This window comes from Streptomyces sp. GL_141 (assembly GCF_057834385.1).
The window spans coordinates 6,779,895-6,802,662 of the sequence record NZ_CM174402.1 but is presented as its reverse complement, the minus strand read 5'-3'; the positions used below and the strand labels follow the sequence as shown (position 1 = coordinate 6,802,662).

General features: G+C 74.0%; 19 protein-coding genes. 7 read left to right on the top strand and 12 right to left on the bottom strand.

What is annotated here, in order from left to right; translation table 11 throughout:
* Positions 1-78: 78 nt before the first annotated feature.
* The 4 genes from AC3IX6_RS30220 (at position 79) to AC3IX6_RS30205 (ending at position 4,618) form a co-directional block, all read left to right on the top strand.
* Positions 79-1,443: an exo-beta-N-acetylmuramidase NamZ family protein gene (locus tag AC3IX6_RS30220; RefSeq protein ID WP_489366322.1), complete on the top strand. Its 1,365-nt coding sequence runs from the start codon at positions 79-81 to the stop codon at positions 1,441-1,443.
* 81 nt (positions 1,444-1,524) lie between these two features.
* Positions 1,525-2,883 carry a serine-threonine protein kinase gene (locus tag AC3IX6_RS30215; RefSeq protein WP_489366320.1) on the top strand — a complete coding sequence of 453 codons (1,359 nt, stop codon included), beginning with the start codon at positions 1,525-1,527 and terminating at the stop codon, positions 2,881-2,883.
* 152 nt (positions 2,884-3,035) lie between these two features.
* Positions 3,036-3,704 (top strand): hypothetical protein, encoded by a 669-nt coding sequence (locus tag AC3IX6_RS30210; RefSeq protein ID WP_489366318.1) that lies wholly within the window; start codon positions 3,036-3,038, stop codon positions 3,702-3,704.
* A 35-nt stretch (positions 3,705-3,739) separates the two neighbouring features.
* Positions 3,740-4,618 (top strand): 3-keto-5-aminohexanoate cleavage protein, encoded by an 879-nt coding sequence (locus AC3IX6_RS30205; RefSeq protein WP_489366316.1) that lies wholly within the window; start codon positions 3,740-3,742, stop codon positions 4,616-4,618.
* On the opposite strand, the gene soxR is transcribed toward AC3IX6_RS30205, so the two are convergent.
* On the bottom strand, positions 4,596-5,042 hold the full coding sequence (gene soxR, locus AC3IX6_RS30200) for a redox-sensitive transcriptional activator SoxR (protein ID WP_450908440.1): 447 nt from the start codon (positions 5,040-5,042) through the stop codon (positions 4,596-4,598). The two genes, AC3IX6_RS30205 and soxR, sit on opposite strands and share 23 nt — an antisense overlap.
* A 123-nt stretch (positions 5,043-5,165) precedes the next feature.
* On the opposite strand from soxR, the gene AC3IX6_RS30195 reads away from it, so the two are divergent.
* Positions 5,166-5,627 (top strand): MaoC family dehydratase, encoded by a 462-nt coding sequence (locus tag AC3IX6_RS30195; RefSeq protein WP_250740308.1) that lies wholly within the window; start codon positions 5,166-5,168, stop codon positions 5,625-5,627.
* Here AC3IX6_RS30195 and AC3IX6_RS30190 read toward each other — a convergent pair.
* The 3 genes from AC3IX6_RS30190 to AC3IX6_RS30180 all read right to left on the bottom strand — a co-directional run bounded on the left by AC3IX6_RS30190 (position 5,618) and on the right by AC3IX6_RS30180 (position 7,884).
* On the bottom strand, positions 5,618-6,265 hold the full coding sequence (locus tag AC3IX6_RS30190) for a TetR/AcrR family transcriptional regulator (protein WP_489366313.1): 648 nt from the start codon (positions 6,263-6,265) through the stop codon (positions 5,618-5,620). The two genes, AC3IX6_RS30195 and AC3IX6_RS30190, sit on opposite strands and share 10 nt — an antisense overlap.
* Before the next feature lie 63 nt (positions 6,266-6,328).
* Positions 6,329-6,640, bottom strand: coding sequence for a YiaA/YiaB family inner membrane protein (locus AC3IX6_RS30185; RefSeq protein WP_243333905.1), 312 nt, complete (start codon positions 6,638-6,640; stop codon positions 6,329-6,331).
* Between the two features lie 92 nt (positions 6,641-6,732).
* A complete protein-coding gene (locus AC3IX6_RS30180) occupies positions 6,733-7,884 on the bottom strand; it encodes an acyl-CoA dehydrogenase family protein (RefSeq protein WP_489366312.1) in 1,152 nt (383 codons plus the stop codon).
* Positions 7,885-7,964: 80 nt separating this feature from the next.
* Here AC3IX6_RS30180 and AC3IX6_RS30175 point away from each other — a divergent pair, with 80 nt between their 5' ends.
* The gene (locus AC3IX6_RS30175; RefSeq protein WP_489366311.1) at positions 7,965-8,612 is read left to right on the top strand and encodes a TetR/AcrR family transcriptional regulator; all 648 of its coding nucleotides are present in this window, start codon (positions 7,965-7,967) and stop codon (positions 8,610-8,612) included.
* 153 nt (positions 8,613-8,765) lie between these two features.
* Here AC3IX6_RS30175 and AC3IX6_RS30170 read toward each other — a convergent pair whose 3' ends face one another.
* The 4 genes from AC3IX6_RS30170 to AC3IX6_RS30155 form a co-directional block, all read right to left on the bottom strand.
* A complete protein-coding gene (locus AC3IX6_RS30170) occupies positions 8,766-9,845 on the bottom strand; it encodes a zinc-binding dehydrogenase (RefSeq protein ID WP_489366310.1) in 1,080 nt (359 codons plus the stop codon).
* A gap of 76 nt (positions 9,846-9,921) precedes the next feature.
* Positions 9,922-11,334 carry an aldehyde dehydrogenase family protein gene (locus tag AC3IX6_RS30165; protein ID WP_489366308.1) on the bottom strand — a complete coding sequence of 471 codons (1,413 nt, stop codon included), beginning with the start codon at positions 11,332-11,334 and terminating at the stop codon, positions 9,922-9,924.
* A 135-nt stretch (positions 11,335-11,469) separates the two neighbouring features.
* Entirely contained in the window at positions 11,470-12,900 is a 1,431-nt protein-coding gene (locus AC3IX6_RS30160) for a CitMHS family transporter (RefSeq protein ID WP_489366307.1), read from the bottom strand.
* A gap of 73 nt (positions 12,901-12,973) precedes the next feature.
* Entirely contained in the window at positions 12,974-15,304 is a 2,331-nt protein-coding gene (locus AC3IX6_RS30155) for a molybdopterin oxidoreductase family protein (RefSeq protein WP_489366306.1), read from the bottom strand.
* A 387-nt stretch (positions 15,305-15,691) separates the two neighbouring features.
* On the opposite strand from AC3IX6_RS30155, the gene AC3IX6_RS30150 reads away from it, so the two are divergent.
* Positions 15,692-17,125: an AMP-binding protein gene (locus tag AC3IX6_RS30150; protein WP_489366304.1), complete on the top strand. Its 1,434-nt coding sequence runs from the start codon at positions 15,692-15,694 to the stop codon at positions 17,123-17,125.
* 85 nt (positions 17,126-17,210) lie between these two features.
* Here AC3IX6_RS30150 and AC3IX6_RS30145 read toward each other — a convergent pair whose 3' ends face one another.
* From AC3IX6_RS30145 to AC3IX6_RS30130, 4 genes are all read right to left on the bottom strand, one after another.
* Positions 17,211-17,831, bottom strand: coding sequence for a TetR/AcrR family transcriptional regulator (locus AC3IX6_RS30145; protein WP_489371607.1), 621 nt, complete (start codon positions 17,829-17,831; stop codon positions 17,211-17,213).
* Between the two features lie 49 nt (positions 17,832-17,880).
* On the bottom strand, positions 17,881-19,266 hold the full coding sequence (locus tag AC3IX6_RS30140; protein WP_489371606.1) for a hypothetical protein: 1,386 nt from the start codon (positions 19,264-19,266) through the stop codon (positions 17,881-17,883).
* A 163-nt stretch (positions 19,267-19,429) separates the two neighbouring features.
* Positions 19,430-20,272, bottom strand: coding sequence for a cupredoxin domain-containing protein (locus AC3IX6_RS30135; RefSeq protein WP_489371605.1), 843 nt, complete (start codon positions 20,270-20,272; stop codon positions 19,430-19,432).
* 92 nt (positions 20,273-20,364) lie between these two features.
* Positions 20,365-22,506 carry a right-handed parallel beta-helix repeat-containing protein gene (locus AC3IX6_RS30130; protein WP_489366303.1) on the bottom strand — a complete coding sequence of 714 codons (2,142 nt, stop codon included), beginning with the start codon at positions 22,504-22,506 and terminating at the stop codon, positions 20,365-20,367.
* Positions 22,507-22,768 lie beyond the last annotated feature (262 nt).

The following is a 22,768-nucleotide window of genomic DNA, read 5'->3' as shown; positions in this document are numbered from 1 at the left end:
GCGCCGCCGGCCGGGTCACGGGCAGACTAACCAGTCGGTATGTCCGCGTGGAAGGGCGCGGAGCCCTACTTTGGCGCGATGACGCTGTCGCGACGCGGGTTGCTGGGTCTGGCCGGGGCGGCGGGAGCCGCGGGCGCCCTGGGGGCGGGAGTCCGGGGGGCCGGAGCTCCGGGGGCCGGGGCTCTCGGGGCCGGGCCGGGGGCTGGAGCTCCAGGGGCTGGGGCTCCGGGGGCTGGGGCTCCGGGGGCTGGGGCTCCGGGGGTGCAGGCGCCGGGCGCGCCCGCCGGACGGGTGCGGACCGGGTTCGAGGGGCTCGCCGCGGGCGGGTACGCCGTACTGGCCGGGCAGCGGGTCGGGGTGGTCACCAACCCGACGGGGATCACCGCGGACGCCCGCCACCTCGTCGACGTCCTGCACGCGGACCCGCGCGTGGACCTGGTCGCGGTGTTCGGCCCCGAGCACGGTTTCCGGGGCACGGCCCAGGCGGGCGGTTCGGAGGGGGCCGGGCGGGATCCGGCGACCGGGCTGCCCGTGTACGACACGTACGACACGAGCGGGCAGCGGCTCGCGGACGTCTTCACGGCGGCCGGGATCGACACCGTCGTCTTCGACATCCAGGACGTCGGCGCCCGCTTCTACACCTACATCTGGACCCTCTACGACTGCATGCGCGCGGCCGCCCTCGCCGGCAAGGCGGTGGTGGTGCTGGACCGCCCCAACCCGGTCGGTGCCCGGCGGGCGGCCGGGCCCGTCCTGCAGCGCCCGTACGCGAGCTTCGTGGGCCGGGAGCCGATCGCGCTGGCGCACGGGATGACGGCGGGCGAGCTGGCCGGGCTCTTCGCGGGCGAGTTCCTCCGGGGAGCCGGCGCCGCCCCGCGGCTGGAGGTGGTGCGGATGGCCGGCTGGCGGCGGGAGTCCTTCTTCGAGGAGACCGGCCTGCCCTGGGTGCCGCCGAGCCCGAACATGCCGACGCCGGGCACGGCCCTGGCGTACGCCGGGACCTGCCTGTTCGAGGGGACGAACCTGTCGGAGGGGCGCGGTACCACCACCCCCTTCGAGCTGGTCGGCGCGGAGGGCGTGGACCGGCGGTGGGCGGAGGCGGCGAACGCGCTGGAGCTGCCCGGTGTCTGGTTCCGGGAGGCCTATTTCACGCCTTCCTTCTCCAAGTACGCCGGGAAGACCTGCGGCGGGGTCCGGCTGCTCGTCCACGACCGGGAGGCCTTCGATCCGGTCCGGGCCGGCATCGGGCTGCTGGTCACCGCGCGGCGGGCGTGGAGCGGCTTCGCCTGGCGCTCCGACCAGTGGATCGACCGGCTGACGGGCTCGGACCGGGTCCGGCGGATGGTCGACGCGGGGGCGGGCGTGGAGGAGATCGCGGGCGACTGGGCGGCGGGGCTGGCGGGGTTCGCGGCGGTACGGGAGGAGTACCTGCTGTATCCGTGAACCGGTGGGCGCGCAGGGGCTGGCCGGGCGGCCCGTTCCGCAGGATGCTGCGGGCAGGGACACGGCGTGGAGGGGGGCGTCATGGTGCACATCGGCGGGGCGGTGCCTGCGGGGGCGACGGGGGCGGCGGGGGGCATCGGGGCCCGCCCGTACGTGGAGCTGACCTTCGACGCGCAGGGTGACGCGGGCCCGGGCGCGCGGGAGGCGGTCTTCGGGATCGAGGCCACGGACCTGCTGGTCTTCGCCCACGGCTGGAACTCCGACCGGTCCACGGCGATCCGGCTCTTCGACCGGTTCTACGCCCCCTTCGCGGATCTGGTGGGGACCGGGGTGCGGCTGGGGTACGTGGGGGTCGTGTGGCCCTCGATCCGGTTCGCGGACGAGCCGATACCCGACTTCGATCCCCGGGCCGCCGTGCCGGGCGGCGCCGCGGAGCCGGGCCACGGGACGGCCCTGGACCCGGTCACCCGGCGGGCCCTCGGTGCGTTCTGGCCGGGGCGGGCGGCGGAGCTGGACCGGATCGCCGAGCTGCTGGAGGAACGGCCCACGCGCGAGGGCGACTTCACCGAGTTCGGTGCGCTCGTACGGGAGCTGGCCGGGGTGGACGGGGTGGGCACGGGCGACGATCTGGCGGCGGCCTTCGCCCCGCGGGAGGTGCCGGACTTCCTCAGCGGGGACGTCCTGCGGGTGTGCCGGGAGTTCACCGACGCGCTGGCCGAGGCGGGTGCCACGTTCCCCGGGGACTCCCCCGATCACGGCTTCTCGGCCGGCGGCGGGATGCGGACGCTGTGGAACGGCGCCAAGGAGGTGCTGCGCCAGGCCACGTACTACCAGATGAAGGCCAGGGCCGGGGTGGTCGGCGAGCACGGGCTCGGGCCGCTGCTGGCGGAGCTGGCCGGCCGCCGCCCGGCCCTGCGGGTGCACCTCATCGGGCACAGCTTCGGCGGCCGGGTGGTCTCCTTCGCACTGCGCGCGCTGCCGTCCGGGGCGCGGAACGTGAAGTCCCTCACCGTCCTCCAAGGAGCCTTCTCCCACTACGCGTTCGCCGACAGCCTGCCGCACGACCGGGGGCGCGGGGGCGCCCTGCGCGGGCTCCAGGGCAGGGTCGACGGGCCACTGACGGCCTGCCACTCCTCCTACGACTCCTCCCTCAAGGTGTTCTACCCGCTGGCCTCCCGGATGGCCGGCGATTCGGCCGGTCTGCTCGGTTTCGACGAGCGGTGGGGCGCGATCGGGCACGACGGGGTGCAGGGGGTGCCCGGAACCCCGCGGCTGACGCTCGACGCGGCGCTGCGGGACGGCCTGCCCGCGACGGGCTGCGTGAGCGTGGACGCGGGCTCCGTGGTCCGGCGCGGCGGAGCCCCGTCGGGGGCGCACAGCGACATCTGCCACGAGGAGCTGGCCCGGCTGGTGGTGGCCGCGGGGCGCATGGGGCGCTGAGTTCCGGCCATGTGCCACCCGCACGCCTCGACCGCCCCCGCATGCGCCCGCACCGGGCCGGGCATGTTGGGCACACGGCGCCGGTCCTGTGGCGAACACAGCGCGTCGGGCACGGCGCCCGGTGCTGGGCGCCCGGCGGAGGTGAAGGTGTGATGGCGGGATTCCGGAGTCTGGCCCATCAGGTGCGCGACGCACGCAACGACAGGGCCCTGCGGCGCCATTCGCTGCGGCGCTGCCTGGAGCGGTTCGCCCCGTACGGGCACCGCGCGACCTGGTGGCACCTGTGCGACCGGCACGGGATCGGCCCCGAGGACCGGGCGGCGGACCCCTCGCGGCTGGTGGCCGCGCTGGAGGAGCTGGAGGAGGCGCGGGCGGTCTGGCTGGAGTACGAACGCCAGTTCGCGGAGCGCCGGCGGCGCGAGAAGCACGACGGGCTACGGCGGCCCGAGTGGGCGTGGAGCGGCAGCGGGGACGCGGTGGTGCGGTGCGCCGATCCGGGCGTGCGGCCGCAGGGGGCGCTGGGCGAGGTGCTCAGACGGCTGGTGGAGGCGCTGGAGTCGGAGCCGGGGACGGGGTGTCCGGTGTGCGGGGCACGGGAGCTGCACTGGCCGGTGCGGGTGCCTCCGGCGGTGGCGGCGAAGGCCGTGGTCCGGGCGTCGGGCCCCGCCACGGGCGGCGGGCCCGGCGGGCCGGCCGGCGCCCCGTCCCACGCCGGATGGGCGTGGGACGGGCCGGTGTGCGCGGGCTGCGGAATCGTGGTGCCGAGACCGGCGCTCGCGGACACGGCGCTCCAGGGGGCCGATCTGGCGGGGGCGGCGTGAGCCCGGCGGGGGCGGGGACGGGGCCGGGGCCGGGGGTGGAACCGACTCTGGTGGTGTCGCTGAACGGATCCCGGGGCGCCGGCGACGGTGCGGCCGTCCCGATGAGCCCCGGGGACCTGGTGGACGCCGCACGGGCGGCGGTGGCCGCCGGGGGCCGGGAGGTGCTGGTCCACGCACGCACCCCGTGCGGCCGCGAGAGCCTCTCGCCCCGGGTGGTCGGGCCACTGCTGGAGGCCCTGCGCGAGGCGGGGCTCGGGGCCGGGAGCGGGGTCCGCAGCGTTCCGGGGCCCGGCGGTGGGGCGGAGCCTGGCCGTGGGGCGGGAGCCGGCCGTGCGGGGCCCGACAGTGGGGCGGGGGCGGGGCCTGGCCGTGGGGCGGGGGCCGGCAGTGCGGGGACCGGCGGCGTGGCCGTTGCCGTGGCCGTGAGCGTGGGGGCCGAGCCGGATCACGCGGGGCGGCTGGCGCGGGTGCGGAGCTGGACGGTGCTGCCCGACCGGGCGGTGGTGCGGTTCGCGGAGCCGGGGGCCCGCGAGCTCGCCGAAGCGCTGCTGGAGCGCGGGGTGGCGGTGGACGCGGAGGTCCCGGTGGGCGGGGCGCCCGGACCGGCGGAGCGGTTCCTCGGCTGGCCGGTACGGGACCCCGCGCGGGTCCGGCTCGTGGCCGAGCTGACCTCCACCGACCCGGGGCCGGTGGTAGAGCTGCTGCGCCGGCTGCCCCCGGTGCCGGTGCTGCTGTTCGGGCGGGGAGCGGCGGCCTGGCCGGTGCTGCGGCTGGCCGCGCGGTACGGCACCGGGGCGCGGATCGGCGTAGGAGACGTGCTGCACCTGCCGGACGGGCGGGCGGCGCGGTCGAACGCCGAGCTGGTCGCGGCGGCCGCCCGCGCACGTGCGGTCACAACAGCCGGGAACCGGTGAGGCGTTCGCCGAATACGTCGTCGGGGTTGGAGAGCGCACAGTTCTCCAGGGAGAGGCATCCGCAGCCGATACAGTCGGTCAAATGGTCGCGCAGACGGCCGAGTTGGGCTATCCGCTGATCGAGCTCGGTGCGCCAGCTCTCGGAGAGCCGGGCCCAGTCCTCGCGGTTGGGCGTGCGGCCTTCGGGGAGCTGCGCGAGCGCGTCGCGGATGCTGGCGAGGGGGATGCCGACGCGCTGGGCGGCCCGCACGAACGCCACGCGGCGCAGGGCGTCACGGGTGTAGCGGCGCTGGTTGCCGGAGGTGCGGCGGCTGCTGATCAGGCCCTTGGCCTCGTAGAAGTGCAGTGCGGAGACGGCCGCGCCGCTGCGGGCGGACAGCTGGCCGACGGTGAGTTCATGGACCTTCTCGGGAATCTGCGGCACACCGCCGAGGGTAATCGGCCGGGCCTCGATTCGGAGCCGGGTACGTCGCCGGCAGTCGTTGACAGATCCACGACGGCCCCAGCATGCTGAGCAAGCGCTTATTCGCCAGGGAGAGGTACGGGTATGTCCGAGCCGAGGATCTTCACGTCCGCCGAGGAGCTCACCGCCGGGATCGGCGCACCGCTCGGCCCGAGCGACTGGCTGGAGGTGGACCAGAAGCGGATCGACCTCTTCGCGGACGCCACCGGGGACCACCAGTGGATCCACGTGGACCCGGAGCGGGCGGCGTCCGGACCCTTCGGCTCCACGATCGCGCACGGATACCTCACGCTGTCGCTGCTCCCGAGCCTGGTCCCGCAGATCATGCGGGTCGAGGGCATGCGGATGGGCATCAACTACGGGGTCAACAAGGTGCGTTTCCCCGCGCCGGTGCCGGTCGGTTCGCGGCTGCGCGCGACCGCGCTGATCACCGAGGTCGTGGAGGCGGGCGGCGGCGTGCAGGTGTCGGCCACCGTGACCGTCGAGCGCGAGGGCGGCGACAAGCCCGTGTGCGTGGCCGAGTCGGTGTCCCGCTACTACTTCTGAGACGCGCCGTCGGCCTCGCCGGGGCCCGCGCCCACCATGCGGAGCACGAGGCCGGCGTAGAGCGCGCCGACCTCGTCGGGCGTGCGGCGGCCGTCCGCGCTGAACCAGCGGGCGACGTCGATGCAGAGCGACAGCACGGCGAGGGTGGTGCCGGGGACGTCCGGGACGAAGAACTCACCGGCCGCGACCCCGTCGGCGAGGATGCGGCGGATGGCCGCGTCGCTCTGCCGGCGCAGGGCCACGATGTCGGAGCGGTGCTCCGGAGCGAGAGCATCGAGCTCGTACTGGACCACGCGCGCGGTGGTGTGATGGGCCGCGTGCCACCGCACGAAGGAGCGTACGGCCGCGTCGAGCCGCTCGGCGGCGCCGCCGGGGCCGGCGGCCGCGGTGTCCAGGATCTCCAGGGCCTTGTCGTGGCCGATCCGGCTGATCCGGTGGAGCAGCTCTTCCTTGGTCTTGTAGTGGATGTAGAGCGCGGCCGGGCTCATGCCGGCCCGCCCCGCGATGTCCCGCGTCGTGGTGGCGTGGTACCCGCGCTCCGCGAAGGCCTCCACGGCGGCGACGAGCAGTCGCCGCGCGGCGTCGGGAGTGACCTCCGACCACGGTCGGTAGCCGCCGATCTCCTCCACGCTGTCCATCGCTCGCTCACCCTCTTCGGCCTGTAGGAAGGAACAGCCTACCGGAGGGTGGTGAGCAAGCGCTTAGCGATCCTGGGGAGCGGGCTGCTTCGGGGTGGCGAAGGGGTCGTAGCTCGTCATGATCTTCTCCATCCGGGCCTGGTCGACCCGGCTGACGATCTGGGTGACCTCCTGGCGGTCGCGGATCACCTTGGCGAGGGTGAAGGCCGAGGTGGTGAGGTAGAGGACGGCGATGCCGAGGAAGGCGCGGACCCAGCCGTCGGCCTCCATGTTGTAGATCCCCAGGGAGACCGCGCCGATGGCGACGCCGAAGGAGGCGACGGCCTGGCCGTAGTAGGCCCCCGTGTTCTGCTGCTTGACCTGTGTCTCGTTCATGGGTCCAGCTTCGGGCGGGCCGGGCACCGGCACATCCGTGCGCGTACTCACGTACGTACTCAGAAACTTCGGGGCCTCAGAACTTCGGGGCCTCAGAAAGCCGAAACCCCTGTGCGGGCACGGCCGATGAGGAGCTTCTGGATCTGGCTGGTGCCCTCGTACAGGGTCATCACGCGGGCGTCGCGCAGCAGCTTGCCGGCCGGGTACTCGTCGATGTAGCCGTAGCCGCCGTGCACCTGGAGGGCGTTGCTCGCGGCACGGACGGCGGCCTCGGAGGCGAAGAGCTTGGCGGTGGAGGACTCGGTGGCGAAGGGCAGTCCGCGGTCGATCAGATCGGCGACCCGCCAGGTCAGCAGCCGGGCGGCGTCCACGTCCACGGAGATGTCGGCGATCAGCTCCTGGACCAGTTGGTGGTGGGCGATCGGCTTGCCGAACTGCTCGCGCTGGGCAGCGTAGGAGACGGCCGCGTCCAGCGCGGCCTGCGCGATGCCGACGCAGCCCGCGGCCACGGACATCCGGCCCTTGGCGAGGGCCGACATCGCGACGGAGAAGCCCTTCCCCTCGGGGCCGAGCAGGGCGGAGGCGGGCACGCGCACACCGTCGAGGGCGAGTTCGGCGGTGGCCTGGCCGCGCAGGCCCAGCTTGCCGTGGATCTCGCGGCGGGTCAGGCCCGGGGTGTCGGCGGGCACGAGGAACGCGGAGATTCCGCGGTGGCCGGGGTCCTCGTTCGTGCGGGCGAAGAGCAGGACCACGTCGGCCCAGGTGCCGTTGGTGATGAACATCTTGCTGCCGCTGATCACGTACGCGTCACCCTCGCGCCGGGCGCGGGTGGTGAGGGCGGCGGCGTCGGAGCCGGTGCCGGGCTCGGTCAGCCCGAAGCAGCCGAGGGCTTCGCCCGAGCACAGGCGGGGCAGCCAGGCGCGCTTCTGCTCCTCGCTCCCCCAGGCGGCGACGGTCTTGGCAACCAGCCCCAGGGAGACGGAGACGATGCCGCGCACGGCGGAGTCGCCGCGGCCGAGCTCCTCGGTGACCAGGACGTAGGAGAGGTGGTCGCCGCCGGAGCCGCCGTACTCCTCGGGGACGGTCAGGCCGAGGAAGCCGACGGAGCCGAGCTTCTTCACGATGGCCCGGTCCACGCTCTCGGCGCGGTCCCACTCGGCGGCGTACGGGACGATCTCGCGCTCGGTGAACGCGCGGGCGAGATCGCGGACGGCGGACTGCTCCTCGCTGAGCTCCAGATTCACCGGGCACCTCCGGGTGGGGACGGGATCGGCCGTTAATTACCACCGCTAGTTTAAGTGCGGCAGGCCTTACTATGTGGCGCATGGCCAGACCGCGCAAGCCCCTGCTCAGCAGATCCCGCATCGTCGAGGCGGCCGGCGCTCTGGTGGACGGCGAGGGGCTGGAAGCCGTCTCCACACGGCGGCTGGCGGCGGCGCTGGGAGTCAGCGGGCCCTCGCTGTACAACCACTTCCGCACGAAGGACGAGATCCTGGACGCGGTCGCGGACGCGGTGAGCGCGCGGGTCGACCTGTCGATGTTCGACGCCGGGGACGGCCGGGAGTGGCAGGTCGCGCTGCGCGACTGGGCGCACTCGTACCGGGCCGCCCTGTCCGACCATCCGAACATCGTGCCCGTGCTGGCGCGCGGGCCGGGCCGCAGGCCGGCCGGACTGCGGGTGGCGGACGCCGTCTTCGGGGCCATGACCGCGGCCGGCTGGCCGCCGGCCCAGGCGACCCGGATCGGTGCGCTGATGCGGTACTTCATCCTCGGCTCGGCCGTGGGTTCCTTCGCCCGGGGTTTCGTGGACGACGAGACGGCATACGACCCGTCGGACTATCCGCACCTGGGCCAGGCCCACCTGCTGGCGGAGCGCCAGCGCGAGGTGGACGAGGGCGCCTTCGAGACGGGCCTGGCAGCGCTGCTGGACGGCCTGGCCCTCCAGTACGCGGCGCTGCGGGAGACGGCCTGACGGGAGCCCGGGGCGCCGAGGGTCGGGGTCTGGGGCGGAGCCCCAGGGGGTCCGGGCGGAGCCCGGGGAACGGGCGAAGGGCGGGTAGGGGAACTCCGCCCCGCGGCCTCCCGGGGCAGGCCGGCTCCGCTCCGTACCGGCCGCCCCTGGCCGCTAGAAGACCACCAGTGAGCGGCCGCCCTTGCCCGCCAGCATCGCGTCGAAGGCCGCCGGGATCCCGTCGAGGGTGATCCGGTCGGTGACCAGGGCGCCGAGGTCGATGCGGCCCGCGCGGACGTGGGCGGCGATCACCGGGAGGTCGCGGGCGGGGTCGCTGTTGCCGTAGACGCAGCCGGTGAGGGTGCGGGCGAAGTGGAAGATCTCCAGGGCGTTGAAGGTGACCTGCTGCTCCTTGCCGCCGATGCCGACCACCGTCGTACGGCCGCCGCGCCGGGTGGATTCCCAGGCGGCCCGGATGCTCGCGGCCCGGCCGGCGCACTCGACGGCCGCGTCCGCGCCGTGGCCGCCGGTGAGTGCGCGGATGTCCTTGGCGGTCGTCTCGGAGGCGAGCAGGAACTCCGTGGCCCCGGCCGCCCGGGCCAGTTCCTCCTTGTCCGGGGAGACGTCCACGGCCACGATCGGGCCCGCCATCGCGATCCGGGCCGCCTGGAGGGCGGCCAGGCCCACGCCGCCGACTCCGAAGACGGCCACCGACTCGCCGGGGCGGACCTGGGCGCTGTGGTGGACGGCTCCGTAGCCGGTGAGGACCGCGCAGCCGAGCAGTGCGGCCTCGGCGAGCGGGATCCCGGCGGGGGCGGGCAGGACGCAGTTGGCCGCGACGACCGTCTCCTCGGCGAAGGCGGCCACGTTCAGCCCGGGGTGCAGCTCGGCGCCCAGGGCGTCGTGGGCGTACACCGCGCCGACCCCGGTGAGCGCCTTGGCGCAGAGCCAGACCTCGCCGATCGAGCAGTGGTGGCACTCCCCGCAGGACGGGGCCCAGTTGAGCACCACCCCGTCGCCGGGCGCGACGTGGGTGACCCCTTCGCCGACGGCGAGGACCGTACCCGCGCCCTCGTGGCCGAGGACGGCGGGTACGGGGACCCGCATGGTGCCGTTGGTGAGGGAGAGGTCGGAGTGGCAGACCCCGGCGGCGGCGAGCCGCACCCGGACCTGGCCGGGGCCGGGTTCGGGCAGCACGATGTCCCGTATCTCCAGGGGGGCTCCGACGGCGGGCAGAATGGCGGCGCGGACCATGATCGTCGTCTCCGTGTGTGCGGGGGGCGTGGGGCTACGGGGCTGCGGGGCTACCGGGCTCTAGAACTGCAGGGCTCTAGAACTGCAGGGACTTGGTCTGGAGGTACTCGGCGAGGCCGTGCGGGCCCAGCTCGCGTCCCACGCCCGACTTCTTGTACCCGCCGAAGGGCGCGAGCGGGTTGAAGCGGCCGCCGTTGATGTCCACCTGGCCGGTGTCCATCTGGCGGGCGAAGGCCACGGCCGTCGCCTCGTCCGCCGCCCAGACCGCCCCGCCCAGCCCGTAGTCCGTGCCGTTCGCGATGGCCAGGGCCTCGTCCTGGTCTCCGTAGGGAAGGATCGACAGCACCGGGCCGAAGATCTCCTCCTGGGCGATGGTCATGTCGGGCGTGACGTCGGCGAACACGGTCGGGGCGATGAAGTACCCCTGCTCGTGCGGCGCCTCGGGCCCGCCCGCGACGAGGCGCGCGCCCTCCTCCACGCCCTTGGTGATGAAGCCGCGGACGCGGTCGCGCTGCTTGGCGCTGACGACCGGGCCGAGGCGGGTGCCCGGGTCGAGGGGGTCGCCGGAGGCGTACTTGGCCGCGGCGGCGGCCGCGAGCGAGACCGCCTCCTCGTACTCGTCGCGGTGGACGAGCATGCGGGTGAGGGCGTTGCAGCTCTGGCCGGCGTTGTTCATGACGTGGCCCACGCCCGCGGCGACGGCCTTGGCGAGGTCGGCGCCGGGCAGGATGACATTGGCCGATTTGCCGCCCAGTTCCAGGGCGACCCGCTTGACGGCGGCGCCGGCCGTGGCGCCGATCTGCTTGCCGACGGCGGTGGAACCGGTGAAGGAGACGAGGTCGACCCCCTCGTGCGCGGCGAGGGCCTGGCCGGTGACCGGGCCGGTGCCGGTCACCAGGTTGAAGACCCCGGCGGGGATCCCCGCCTCGTGCACGGCTTCGGCGAAGAGCTGTGCGGTCAGCGGGGTGTCCTCGGCGGGCTTGAGGACGATGGTGCAGCCTGCGGCGAGAGCGGGTGCCACCTTGGCAACGATCTGGTGCAGGGGGTAGTTCCAGGGAGTGATCGCCCCGACGACGCCGACCGGCTCCAGCAGCACGGTCGAGTTCCCGATCCGCTCCTCGAAGGCGTACGAGGCCCCGAGTTCGGCGTAGGAAGAGGCCACGGCGATCGGCGCCCCGACGTGGACCATCTCCGAGAAGCCGAGCGGCGAGCCGAGCTCGGCGGTGATGGTCTCGGCTATCTCCCCCTTGCGGGCGACCAGCACGTCGCGCAGGGCCCCGATGAGGGCCGCCCGCTCGGCCGGAGCCGTGGCCGCCCAGGCCGGGAAGGCCGCGCGGGCCGCGCGTACGGCCGCGTCCACGTCCTCGGGCGTTCCGGCCGGGACCGAGGCGATGGGCCGCTCGTCGGCCGGGTTCAGGACCTCGATGCGGCCGTGGCCGAGGGCGGCCCGCCACTCGCCGCCGATGTACATCCCGTCATGGGCCTTCATGGCAATCCTCCCGAGCACGCGCGGGCGCGTGGACCTGTAGACCTGTCGACCTGTTGTGGAGCCGCTGTGGATCTGGCGTCGCCAACACCCTACAAACTAGCGCCGGTAGTTTTGTGTCGCCAGGGGCGGACGGGGTCAGATGATGCCGAAAAGCATCCCTGCCGCCAGGACCACCAGGGAGGTCAGGGCCGCCCATTTCACGGTGAACCGGGTGTGGTCGCCGAACTCGACCTTGGCCATGCCCACGAGGACGTAGACGGCCGGAACGAGCGGGCTCGACATGTGCAGGGCCTGCCCGACCAGGGAAGCGCGGGCGATTTCGAGCGGGGAGACCCCGTGGGCGGCGCCGGCCTCGGCGAGGACCGGCAGGACGCCGAAGTAGAAGCCGTCGTTGGACATGAAGTAGGTGAGGGGGAGGCTGAGCAGGCCGGTGACCAGGGCCATGTGCGGGCCCATGCCTTCGGGGATGGCGCCGACGAGCCAGTCGGCCATGTGCTTGACCATGCCGGTGCCGGTGAGGACGCCGGTGAAGACGGCGGCGGCGAAGACCATGCCGGCGACGTTCAGGACGTTCTCGGCGTGGGCGGCGATCCGGGCCTTCTGGTCGGGCATGTGGGGGAAGTTGACGGTGAGGGCGAGGGCGGCGCCGAGGAGGAACAGCACCGGGATCGGGAGCAGTTCCATGATCATGGCGGTGAGCAGGGCGACGGTGAGGCCCGCGTTGAACCAGTAGAGGCGGGGACGCAGGGTCGGACGGTGCGGGTCGAGGCCCTGGAAGCCGCCCTCGGCGGGGGTGGTGTCCCCGGCGGAGGCCTGCGGGGCGGTTCCCGTGGAGCGGGCGGAGGGGACGGAAGTCTCGGTGCTCCCGGCAGCGGCCGGGCCGGTACCGGCCGTGACCAGGAGTTCCTCGGCCGGCTCCGCCGAGCGCTGGGTGTCGCCGGGGAGGGTCAGCAGGCCGAGGCGGCGGCGTTCCTTGAGGCCGAGGACGTAGGCCAGGACGAAGACGAAGAGCAGGCCCACCGCGAGGGCGGGGATCATCGGTACGAAGATGTCGGCGGCGTCGAGCTTGAGCGCGGTGGCGGCGCGGGCCGTGGGGCCGCCCCAGGGCAGGGTGTTCATGACGCCGTTGGCGGTGGCCGCGACTCCGGTCATGACCACCAGGCTCATCCCGAGGCGCTTGTAGAGCGGGTACATCGCCGAAACGGTGATCATGAAGGTGGTCGAGCCGTCGCCGTCGAGCGAGACGATGGCGGCGAGGACGGCGGTGCCGACCACGACGCGCATCGGGTCGGCCCTGCAGAAGCGCAGGATGCCGCGGACGATCGGGTCGAAGAGGCCGACGTCGATCATCACGCCGAAGTAGACGATGGCGAACATCAGCATGGCGGCGGTCGGCGCGAGCTTGCCGACTCCGTCGATGACGTAGCCGCCGAGCTGCGCGCCCTGTCCGGCGAACACGCAGAAGAGCGCGGGGATGAGGACGAGCGCCGCGATGGGCGACATTTTCTTCAGCATGATGAGGACCAGGAAGGTCGCGATCATGGCGAAGCCGAGGAAGGTCAGCATGGGGGGAACCTAGGTGCCTCCTCCTGGGGCCAACAAGACGTCCGAGCGTGAGCAATACGAGCAAAACCCCAGCTCAGGGGATGGGTGTCAGTTCGACGGGGAAGCCGTTGAGCACGGCCGTGCCGGAGAGCGGGTCGAGCCGGCTGCCGTCGAGGAGCTGGTTGACGTTGACTCCGGGCTCCGCCGCGGCCACCGACATCCGGGTGCCGGGGCGGTCGTGGCCCCAGCCGTGCGGGAGGCTCACGACTCCGGTACGGAGGGTGTCGGTGATCTCCACGGGAACCTCCAGGCTGCCGCCGTCGGCGGTGATCCGGGCCGGTCGGCCGTCGGTGAGGCCGAGCCGGGCGGCGTCGTCCGGGTGGACCTGGAGGGTGCAGCGGTTGGAACCTCCGGCGAGGGCCGGGACGTTGTGCAGCCAGCTGTTGTTGGACCGCAGGTGGCGGCGGCCCACGAGCACCAGGGCGGCGGGGCGGTCGGTGAGCGTCCCGCGCAGCCTGGGGAGTTCGGCCGCGATCGGGTCCGGGAGGAGCTCGATCCTGCCGCTGCGCGTCCTCAGCAACCCGGGGAGCCGGGGGCGCAGGGGGCCCAGGTCGATTCCGTGCGGATGGGCGCGCAGTCGCTCCAGCCCGAGGCCGCCGCCGGGCGTCGCGGCGGTCGTGGGTGCGGCAGGGGCCGGGCCGGGGGCGGCCGCGCCGTCGGGCGCGCCCGCGCGGGTTCCCGTAGCGGCGCTCCCGGGGAGGTCCGCGGCCGCGGCGAACCGGTCTCCGTAGGGTCCGAGCCGGAGCATCAGGTCGAGGCGGCGCTCGGGGCCGTTGCCGCCCGCGAGCAGCCCGGCGAGGTGCGCCGGATCCTGTCCGCGCAGGGGGGAGTCCGGGTCGGCGCACTCCCGGGCGAGGGTGGCCCCGATGGCCAGGTCGTCGACGGCGACCGGGTCGGTTCCGTGCATGCCGGAGACGGCGAGCACGAGACGGGCCTGGATCTCGCACTCGTCCATGCGCCCGTCTTCGAGCGGGACGGCGGGCGGTGAGTAGCGGACCTGGTTGCGGATGGCGAAGGTGTTGAAGGAGAAGTCGAAGTGGGCGCTCTGCGAGGGCGGTGCGGGCGGCAGGACGACGTGGGCGTGGCGCGAGGTCTCGTTGAGGTAGGGGTCGATGCTGACCATGAAGTCGAGCCCGGCCAGGGCCGCGTCGAGGCGCCGGCCGTCGGGGGCGGACAGCACGGGGTTCGCCGCGATGGAGACGAGGGCCCGGATCCGGCCCTCCCCGGGGGTGTCGATCTCCTCCGCCAGCGCGGACAGCGGGAGTTCGGCCTTGGCCTCGGGGTGGCCGCTGACCCGGCTGTGCCAGCGGCCGAGGCTGAAGCCCTTGCCGGGTCCGGCCGGCCGGGGTGCGCGGTCGGTCGCGGACAGCGGGAACAGGGCTCCGCCCGGGCGGTCGAGATTGCCGGTGAGGATGTTCAGCACGTCGACGAGCCAGCTGGCGAGCGTGCCGTACTCCACGGTGCAGCTGCCGATCCGCCCGTAGACGGCAGCGGTCGGCGCGGCCGCGAGATCGCGGGCGAGCGTGCGGATCTCCTCGGCCGTGAGGTCGCATGCGGGGGCCACGGCCTCGGGGGTGAAACTCCCGAGCGCTTCGGTGAGTTCCCCGATTCCCTGCGTGTGTTCCGCGAGCACGCCCGGATCGGTCAGCTCCTCGGCGAGCAGGGTGTGGGCCAGGGCGGCGAGCAGCAGCGCGTCGCTGCCGGGGCGCGGCGCGAGGTGGCGGTCGGCGAGCTTGGCGGTGCGGGTGCGGCGCGGGTCGACGACGACGAGGGTGCCGCCCCGGGCGCGCAGCGCCTTGAGCCTGCCGGGGAAGTCGGGTGCGGTGCACAGGGAGCCGTTGGACTCGACCGGGTTCGCCCCCAGGAGCAGCAGGAAGTCCGTGCGGTCGAGGTCCGGGACGGGGATGGCGAAGGGATCCCCGAAGAGCAGGCCGCTGGAGACGTGTTTGGGCATCTGGTCGAGGGTGCTGGCGGTGAAGAGGTTGCGGGTGCCGAGGGCCTTGAGGAGCAGGGGCGGGTAGAGCTGGCCGGCCATGGTGTGGACGTTCGGGTTGCCGAGGACGACGCCGACGGACTGGGGACCGTACGCCCGCACGAGGGCGGGGACCGCGTCGGCGATGGCCTGGAAGGCCTCCTCCCAGGTGGCCTCGCGGAGCCGGCCGTCGCGTCGCACGAGGGGGGTGCGCAGCCGGTCGGGGTCGGCATCGAGGCCGCCGAAGGCGGCGCCCTTGGGGCAGATGAACCCACGACTGAACACGTCGTCGCGGTCCCCTCTGGCCCCGGTGACGGTGGTGCCTTCGATGGTGAGGGTGAGGCCGCAAGTGGCTTCACAGAGGGGGCAGATGCGCAGGGCGGTGCGGGGCATGGGCCCTCCAGGGGCAGCAGGCTGCGGCACGGACGCGGGCGCGGGCGCCGGACCCGCGCGAGCGGCACCGAGCATACCGACCGGTAGGCACGCTGGGGAGGGTCCGCGGCACACGGAATCGGGGGCCGGGGCCGCTCGCGCGGGGCAAGGCCGGGCCCGGGGCCGCCTTCGAGGAATGCGCGGGCCGGTGCGCACCGGGGCGCGCCGCACGAAGCCGGACACGCCGTGAATGCCCCCGCCACCCCGCGGCACATGCGCGCCGACCCCGGCCGCCGCGACCGTTCTGCCTGGTCAGCGGCGCCCATTGGTCCTTCTGCTGACGCATTTCGGCGCCCTTGGTCGGGAAAGCACATTGCCCCTGTGGGGAGGGGCGGTTTGGATTGCCGGATGACATCCACGCTCGACGGTTGTACGCCCTGGCCCGAGGAATTCGTCGACTACTACTGGGCGTCCGGCCACTGGCGGGGCAATACGCTGGACAACCTGTTGCGCGGCTGGGCCGTTCAGTACGGACCGCGGACCGCGCTCGCCCACGGCGACACCCGCCTCACGTACGCGGCCCTGAACCGCCGCGTAGGCCGGATGGCCGCCGGGCTCCGGCTGCGCGGCCTGCGGCCCGGGCAGCGGGTCCTCGTCCAGCTGCCCGCCATTCCCGAGCTCGTCGTCACCGTGTTCGCCCTGATGCGTGCCGGTGCGGTTCCCGTGCTCTGCCCGATCTCGCACCGGGCGGCCGAGGTGTCCCACGTGGTCCAGGTCTCCGAGGCCACCGGCTACGTCGGCCCCGCGACCTACCAGGGCTTCGACCACACGGCGATGGCCGCCGGCATCGCGGCCCGGGGACCCTTCCTGCGCCGGGTGTTCACCTTCGAGCCGCCGGGCACCTCGGACCCGTACGGCGGTTTCACCACCGACACGGCGGGCTGCCACTACTTCCCGCTGCACTCCCTCGACTCGCCGGCCGAACCGGCGCTCGCGCTGAGCGCCGGCCAGGTGGCGTTCTTCCTGCTCGCCGGCGGCCCCGGCGAGGCGCCCCGGCTGGTTCCGCGCACCCACAACGACTACGCCTACCAGGCGCGGGCCGCGGCCGAGCTGGTGTCGCTCACCCAGGACGACGTGTACCTCGGCGCGCTGCCGTCCGACCTCAACCTCGCCTTCGGCGGCCCCGGCATCATCGGCACGCTGACCGTCGGCGGCACCGTCGTCCTGGTCGAGGACCAGGAACCCGCCGCGTGCCTGGCGGCCGTCGAGCGCGAGCGGGTCACCGTCGCGGCGCTGACGCCGGCCGCGGCCCGGCTCTGGCTCGACGCGCGTCCCGCGGTGGGGGACGGGGACGGGGCAGGGGCAGGGGCAGGGGCCGACGTGAGCAGCCTGCGCCTCGTACAGATCGGCGGCAGCACCCCGCCCCTGGACCGCGCGACCGCCGAACGGGTGGCCGCCGCGTGGGACTGCCGCCTCCAGCAGGTCTTCGCCGCGTCCGAGGGGTTGCTCACCCTCACCCGGCCCGACGATCCGGACGCGACCGCGCTCACGACGCAGGGCCGCCCGCTCTCCCCCGACGATCAGGTCCGTGTCGTCGACGCCGACGGCAAGGAGCTCCCGGACGGCGAACCGGGCGAACTCCTGGCCCGCGGCCCCTACACCGCCCGCGGCTACTTCCGGTCCCCCGGCCTCAACGCGCGCTCCTTCACCCCCGACGGCTACCTGCGCACCGGCGTCCTCGCACGGCGCACGCCGGACGGCAACCTCGTGGTGACCGGCCGCCTCGAAGACGCCGCGCGGGCGCTCGGCCAGGAGGAATCCCCGTCCCCGGCCGGGCCGTGACGGGCGGGGCGGTACGGGGCCGCCGCCGTGGCCTCGTCCGACGAGCGCGGATCCGCCCCGCCGCGTCCCGCCCCGTCCCGCCTCGTCAGTCCAGGACGCGCGCGAGGTAGGCCTGCATCATCGCGCGGGTCTCGGCGACGATGTCGGGGTCGCCGGCCGGGTCGTTGCGGAAGGCCAGCTGGATCAGGGCGTCGGTGGCCTCGACCGCGACCAGGACGGCCCGTTCCAGGGCGGCGTCCGGAGTGAGGGCGAGGTGGGCGCCGAGCAGTTCGGTGAGGCGGACGGCGACCAGGTGGTTGGGGTCGGAGGCCGGCCCCTCGGACGGGGGCGCGGGCACCCCGAAGTCGACGAGGGCGAAGCCGGGCACGCTGCGCTTCATGACCAGGTACTCGTCCAGCACCGCGTCGACGACGGGACGCCAGTCGGTGTCCGGGAGGTCCGCGAGGCGCTGCTCGATGCCGTCGGCGTAACGGTCGAGGTTGCGGTGGGCCAGGGCGATGGCCATGGCCCGCTTGTTGCCGAAGAACCGGTAGACCGAACCGATCGGCACGCCGGCCCGCAGGGCCACGGCCCGGGTGCTGAGGTTCTCGTACCCGGTCTCGTCAAGGAGCTCCGCGCAGGCGTCGAGGATCCGGGCGAGGCGGTCGGCGCTGCGCTGCTGGATCGGCGTCCGGCGCAGGGGGTGGGCTGGGGGCACGGGGTCCATCATGCCGCTCCTGGGGTCACGGGTGGGCGGCGGTACCGGTTCGGCCGCCTCAGTTCAGCAGCAGGCTGAGGCCGCCCACCGTGTACGTGATCATCAGCGCGAGCAGCGGCAGTTGCCCGGCGATGGCTTTCGCGGGCGGGAAGAGGCGTACGGAGCGGTCGTGCGCGGCGATCACTCCGAGGACGTGGCCGGTCACGACGGCGATCACCTGAAGGGCTGCGAGACCGCCGGGACCCAAGGGGGACAAGGGTTCCGGGGCGTTGTCAGTGCCCAATGCCATGATGACCGTGCGTGGTCCTTCGATGACAAGGAGTGAGAAGTAGTGGGCGATGAGATAGCCGAGGGCGATCGGTACGAGTGAGTGCGCGAAGGCGGTCAGCGGGCGGGGGTGCGGGCCGCAGACCAGGCGGGTGACCGCCGCGCAGAGGCAGTAGAGGGCGGCGACGAGGGCGATGGCGCCGACGAGTCCGAGGGTGGCGGCCGGGGTGCGGCCGAGGGGGGAGGTCTGGATCGCGTTGATCCACGAGGGGTTGTCGGAGAAGCCGTCGTAAGCGGTGGATCCGAGCAGGACGCAGACGGTGGCGACGAGTCCGGGCCGCTCGGGCGTCGCGTCGAGTCCGTGGAAGGGGTTACGGAGGACGAGGCGGCCGTCGCTGCGGCGGCCGAGGGGGGAGAGCCGGGCCAGGAGGGCGGAGTACACCTCGAAGGCGTCTCCGTCGGCGAACCAGCGTTCGCCGTAGCGGGCGGCGAGCAGGAGCTGGACGGCGGCGTAGCCGGTCAGGGCGATCAGGAGGGTGGTGGTGGAGGCGGGATCGGGAGAGACGAGTTCGAGCCAGGTGAAGGCGAAGAGCCCGGCGGCGGCCGGCCATTGCCCCAGCCGGGCGGGGAGCGGACGGGGCGGCCGGGGGGCGGGGCGCGGGCTCCGGGAGGAGCGCGCGGCGGACGCGACGGCGCCGGCGGCGACTGCGGCCTGGGGGCGGGCCGTACGGAGCTTGACCCACAGCCGGGCGAGCAGCCGGTGCACGGCACGGAGCGGGTTGAGGAGGCGCCAGACGGGACCGAGGAGGAGGGAGGCGGGGACGAGGCCGACCCAGAGCAGCACGTAGACGGCGCCGGGAGCGGGGTTGCGGGCGGGGCCGTCGGGGCCGAGGAGGAGGTACAGGAGGACGGCGAGCGCGGCCGCGAGGCCGAGCCCGCGCAGGGCGGTGCGGGTGGCCGGCGCGTCGGCGACCCGCTGGAGCCCGGCGGGCAGGGCCAGACCGGAGCGGTCGCCGCGGAAGCGGGAGGCCGACCAGAGGAGACCCAGCGCGAGGAAGGAGACGAAGAGCGCGGTGAAGGCACCGGCGAAGGCGTAGAAGGGAGAGATCGGCAGATCGTGCTGCGAGCCGATGCCGTGCGCGAGCGCGGTGAGCGGATCGGCCGGGCGAAGGACCACGCCCCGGCCGGACCCGCCACCGGCGGCCCCGTACGGGGCCGCGTCCGCGGACACGGCCGCCCGCACCACGAGCGCCGCCGGGACGAGCCCGGTCACCGCGGGCCCGCCGGGGTCAGGACCGGGGTCGGCGCCGCGAGGCGCGGTGAGGGGGAGGGTGAGGGGGTCATCGGACGAGGAGTTGGGTCAGGACGAGGTCGGACTCGTGGGTCTCGACCTCGAAGAGGCCCGTGCGGTCGGCCGTCAGGATCAGGGTGGCCTCCTGGCCTGCCGGCAGGGTGAGTTCCTTGTCGAAGCCGTGGACGTGCAGGGTGTCGGCGCGGTCGCTGGTGACCCGTAGGGCCACGCGTTCGCCGCGCGTGACCTCCACCCGGCCCGGGGCCGGGCTGACCTTGCCGTCCCGTACGGCGATGGTCACCGTACGGTCGGCCTGCTCCGCCTCCGGTGGTGTGGGAGACGGCGCGGCCGGGGAGTGCGGGTGGGTGGACTGGCCTGATCCGGAGGCGAGTTGGAGGGTCGCTTCGACCGGCTTGCCCGCCACCGCCCAGGCCGTGTGGTCGTCCGCGTAGAGGCGGACGGTCAGGGTGTGCGGGCCGCCCGCCGGTACCTGCGCGGCGGGCAGGTGGAACCAAGGGCCGTACAGGCGCGCCAGTTTGCGGCCGTCCAGCTCCAGATGGGCGTGGCCGGCACCCGGGAGGGCGGCGCCGCCGGCGCTGTCGGGGGTGAAGTGGAAGTTCGTCAGGGCCAGTTGGAGGTTCCAGCCGTCCTCGGAGTCCGGCCGGGCGGTGAGCCGGACCTCCGGCGCGCCCTCGGCCGGGACCTCGCGGAGCCGGTGGCCCGCGCCGTCGTCCGCGGTGAGCAGGGTGCCGACCTTCCCGGAGGCCTGCTCGTGGGTGGTGCCGGGCTTGTGGTGGGTGGTGGCCCGTCCCCCGCAGCCCGTCGCCGCGCCACCGGCCAGGAGCAGGGCCAGGGCGAGCAGTGCCGCCGTGCGGCCCGTCCGGCGGGACAGGCGGGACCGGCGCGGCGGCGTACCGCAGACGTCGCACCAGGTCCGCCGTTCGGGGCGGTCGCCCGAGTCGCCCGGGTCGCCCGGGTGGCCCGTCACGGCTGGTCTCCCCCGGCCGCGGCGCCGCCCTCGGCTTCCGCGCTGCGGGTCGGGGCCGGGCCCGCGGGGACGGGGACCCGGTCGCCTGCCGGGTCTTCGCCCGGGCCTGCCGGGCGGGCCGGGGTGCCGCCCGGGCGGGCGGCGGCGATGACGGCCCAGAGGATCCAGACCACCGCGGCGAGGGACCGTATCCAGGCGGGGCTGAGCGGGATCCACGGGATCATCAGGACGGCCTTGTCGAAGGCGTCGAGGAGGGTGAGCGCGCCCAGCAGCAGGGTCAGGCGGGCCAGCCAGGGCCGGGTGGGGCGCAGGGCGAGGCCGGTGCCGGTCCACCACAGGCCGAGGCAGAGCAGGGCCAGCGCCGGGACGAAGGTGCCGATCAGGCCCATCGTGGAGCCGGCCACGTCCAGGGCCAGGCCCGCGAGGCCGAGCAGGGCGGCCACCCCGGCGAGGCGTGAGCCGCGCAGGCGGCGCCACCACAGCAGGCCGCCGACCAGGAGGAGGACCGCCGCGACGGCGAGGGCGAGCTGGGTCTCCACCCGCTGGAGGCCCCGGGATCCATACCAGTCGCAGCCGGCCGGAAGCTTGCGCGCCTGGACGCTGTAGTCGGCGCAGACCAGGAGCTGGGCCAGCTTCACCGGTTCGCCGGCCAGCCGGGCCGAGGCACCGGAGACCGCGCCGCGGCGCTCACCGCACTGCGGGAGCGTGCCCGGGGTGGAGCCGTCCGGGCCCTGCTGCCAGCAGTTGCCCCGGCCCTGGCCGTCCCACCACACGTCCATGCCGTTGGGGCGGGAGGCGCCGGACTTGTCCTTGCCCAGGATGTTGCCGGCGTAGCGGTTGTGGTGGGAGGTGTCGGTCTGCTTGGACAGCTCCTCCTCGCCGCGGATGAAGGCGGGCACGGCCGAGAGGAAGAAGCCCGCGCGCTGGTGCCCGTACACCCAGTTGTTCTCGTAGAGGTTCCAGTTGCCGCCGGCGGTGATGATGCCGGTGCCGGGGGGCATGGAGATCTGCGGGCAGACCACCCCCTGCTCGTAGCCGCGCTCGGCGGGCGGTTTGGCGCAGGTGCCGTCCGCGACGTAGTGGTAGTAGTCGGCATTGTTGTCGTGGATCAGGTTGCGTTCGAAGAAGGCATGGTTCTGCGGGAGGCCGGGGTGGCCGGGGAAGGCGCTGTCCATCGAGGCGCCGCCCATGTTCTGGTCGAACTCGTTGTCGTGCACCCACACCGAGTCGCCCGCGGTGCCGGAGTAGCCGACCATGTTGTGGTGGCTGCGGCAGCCGGTGATCTCGATGGAGTAGCGGGGGACGTCGTAGCCGCGGCCCTCGTTGATGTCGGAGGCGCTGCCGGGGTAGATGCCGGAGTCGCCGTTGCCGTAGGACTCGCAGTTCTTGTACAGCCCGTGGTCACTGGCGAAGGTCAGGAAGCCGTACTCGTCGTTCCAGCGGGTCAGCACGTCGTCGATGACGAAGCCGTCGGCCGCCAGGACGTACAGCGAGTTGAAGGTGGTGCGCTGGGCGGTGAAGTTGCGGAAGTAGATGCCGTTGGACTTGTCCGCGCGGATCGCGTTCAGCTTGTGGTACTTGGCGTCGATGACCACGTCCTGGCGGGAGGCCCCCGTGCCTTCGATCTGGAGGCCGGTCTTGCCGAGGATGGCGACGAGGTTCTGGTTGTGGCGGCAAGCCACCTGCTGCTCGTACGTCAGGATCTGGTAGCCGAGCGAGGAGTTGGGCGCCTTGAGCGAGGCGCACTCCCCGGTCGGCTCGGAGAGCGAGGGCTCCTCCTCGTAGAGGCCGGGGAGGATCGCGATGTTCATGCCCGGGCGGTCCACGGCGTCGACCGCCGCCTGGAGGTCGCGGAAGCCGCTCTTCTCGCAGCGTTCGTAGAGGGCGAGGTTGCGCTGCTTGAGGGTGTCGGGGAAGGCGGATATCCGGCGCTCGAAGGCGGGCCGGTCGGTCTTGCAGACGATCAGGTCGGGCTCGCCCGCACGGTAGGCGGGGACGGAGCCGGTGCCGTCGGGGAACTCGACGGGGCGTTCCTCGTGCGCGCTCGCGACGGGCGCGGCGACGAGGAGGGACAGAAGCGCTAGGAGGGCGGCGAGGAGCGCCGCCGGCACGGCAGGAAACCTGCGGGTCCACGACATGCGCGTGAGAGTAGAGGAATGTTCACCTTTTCGGATCCCCTCGCGCAGGAATAGGACCGCGACAAGCCAATTCGTGACCCGCCCCACGCGCCACGCGTACCCCGAACCCCCACACCAGCCCCCCTCCCACCCCACCCCGCACCCGACGATCGGCCACCTGTCAGCCATCTGTCAGCCACCCGTCGGCGGCCTACCGGCCGACTGATCGGAATCCTCCGTTGACGCACGAGCCCAGGAATCCTACTGTCAGGCATAGGATTCC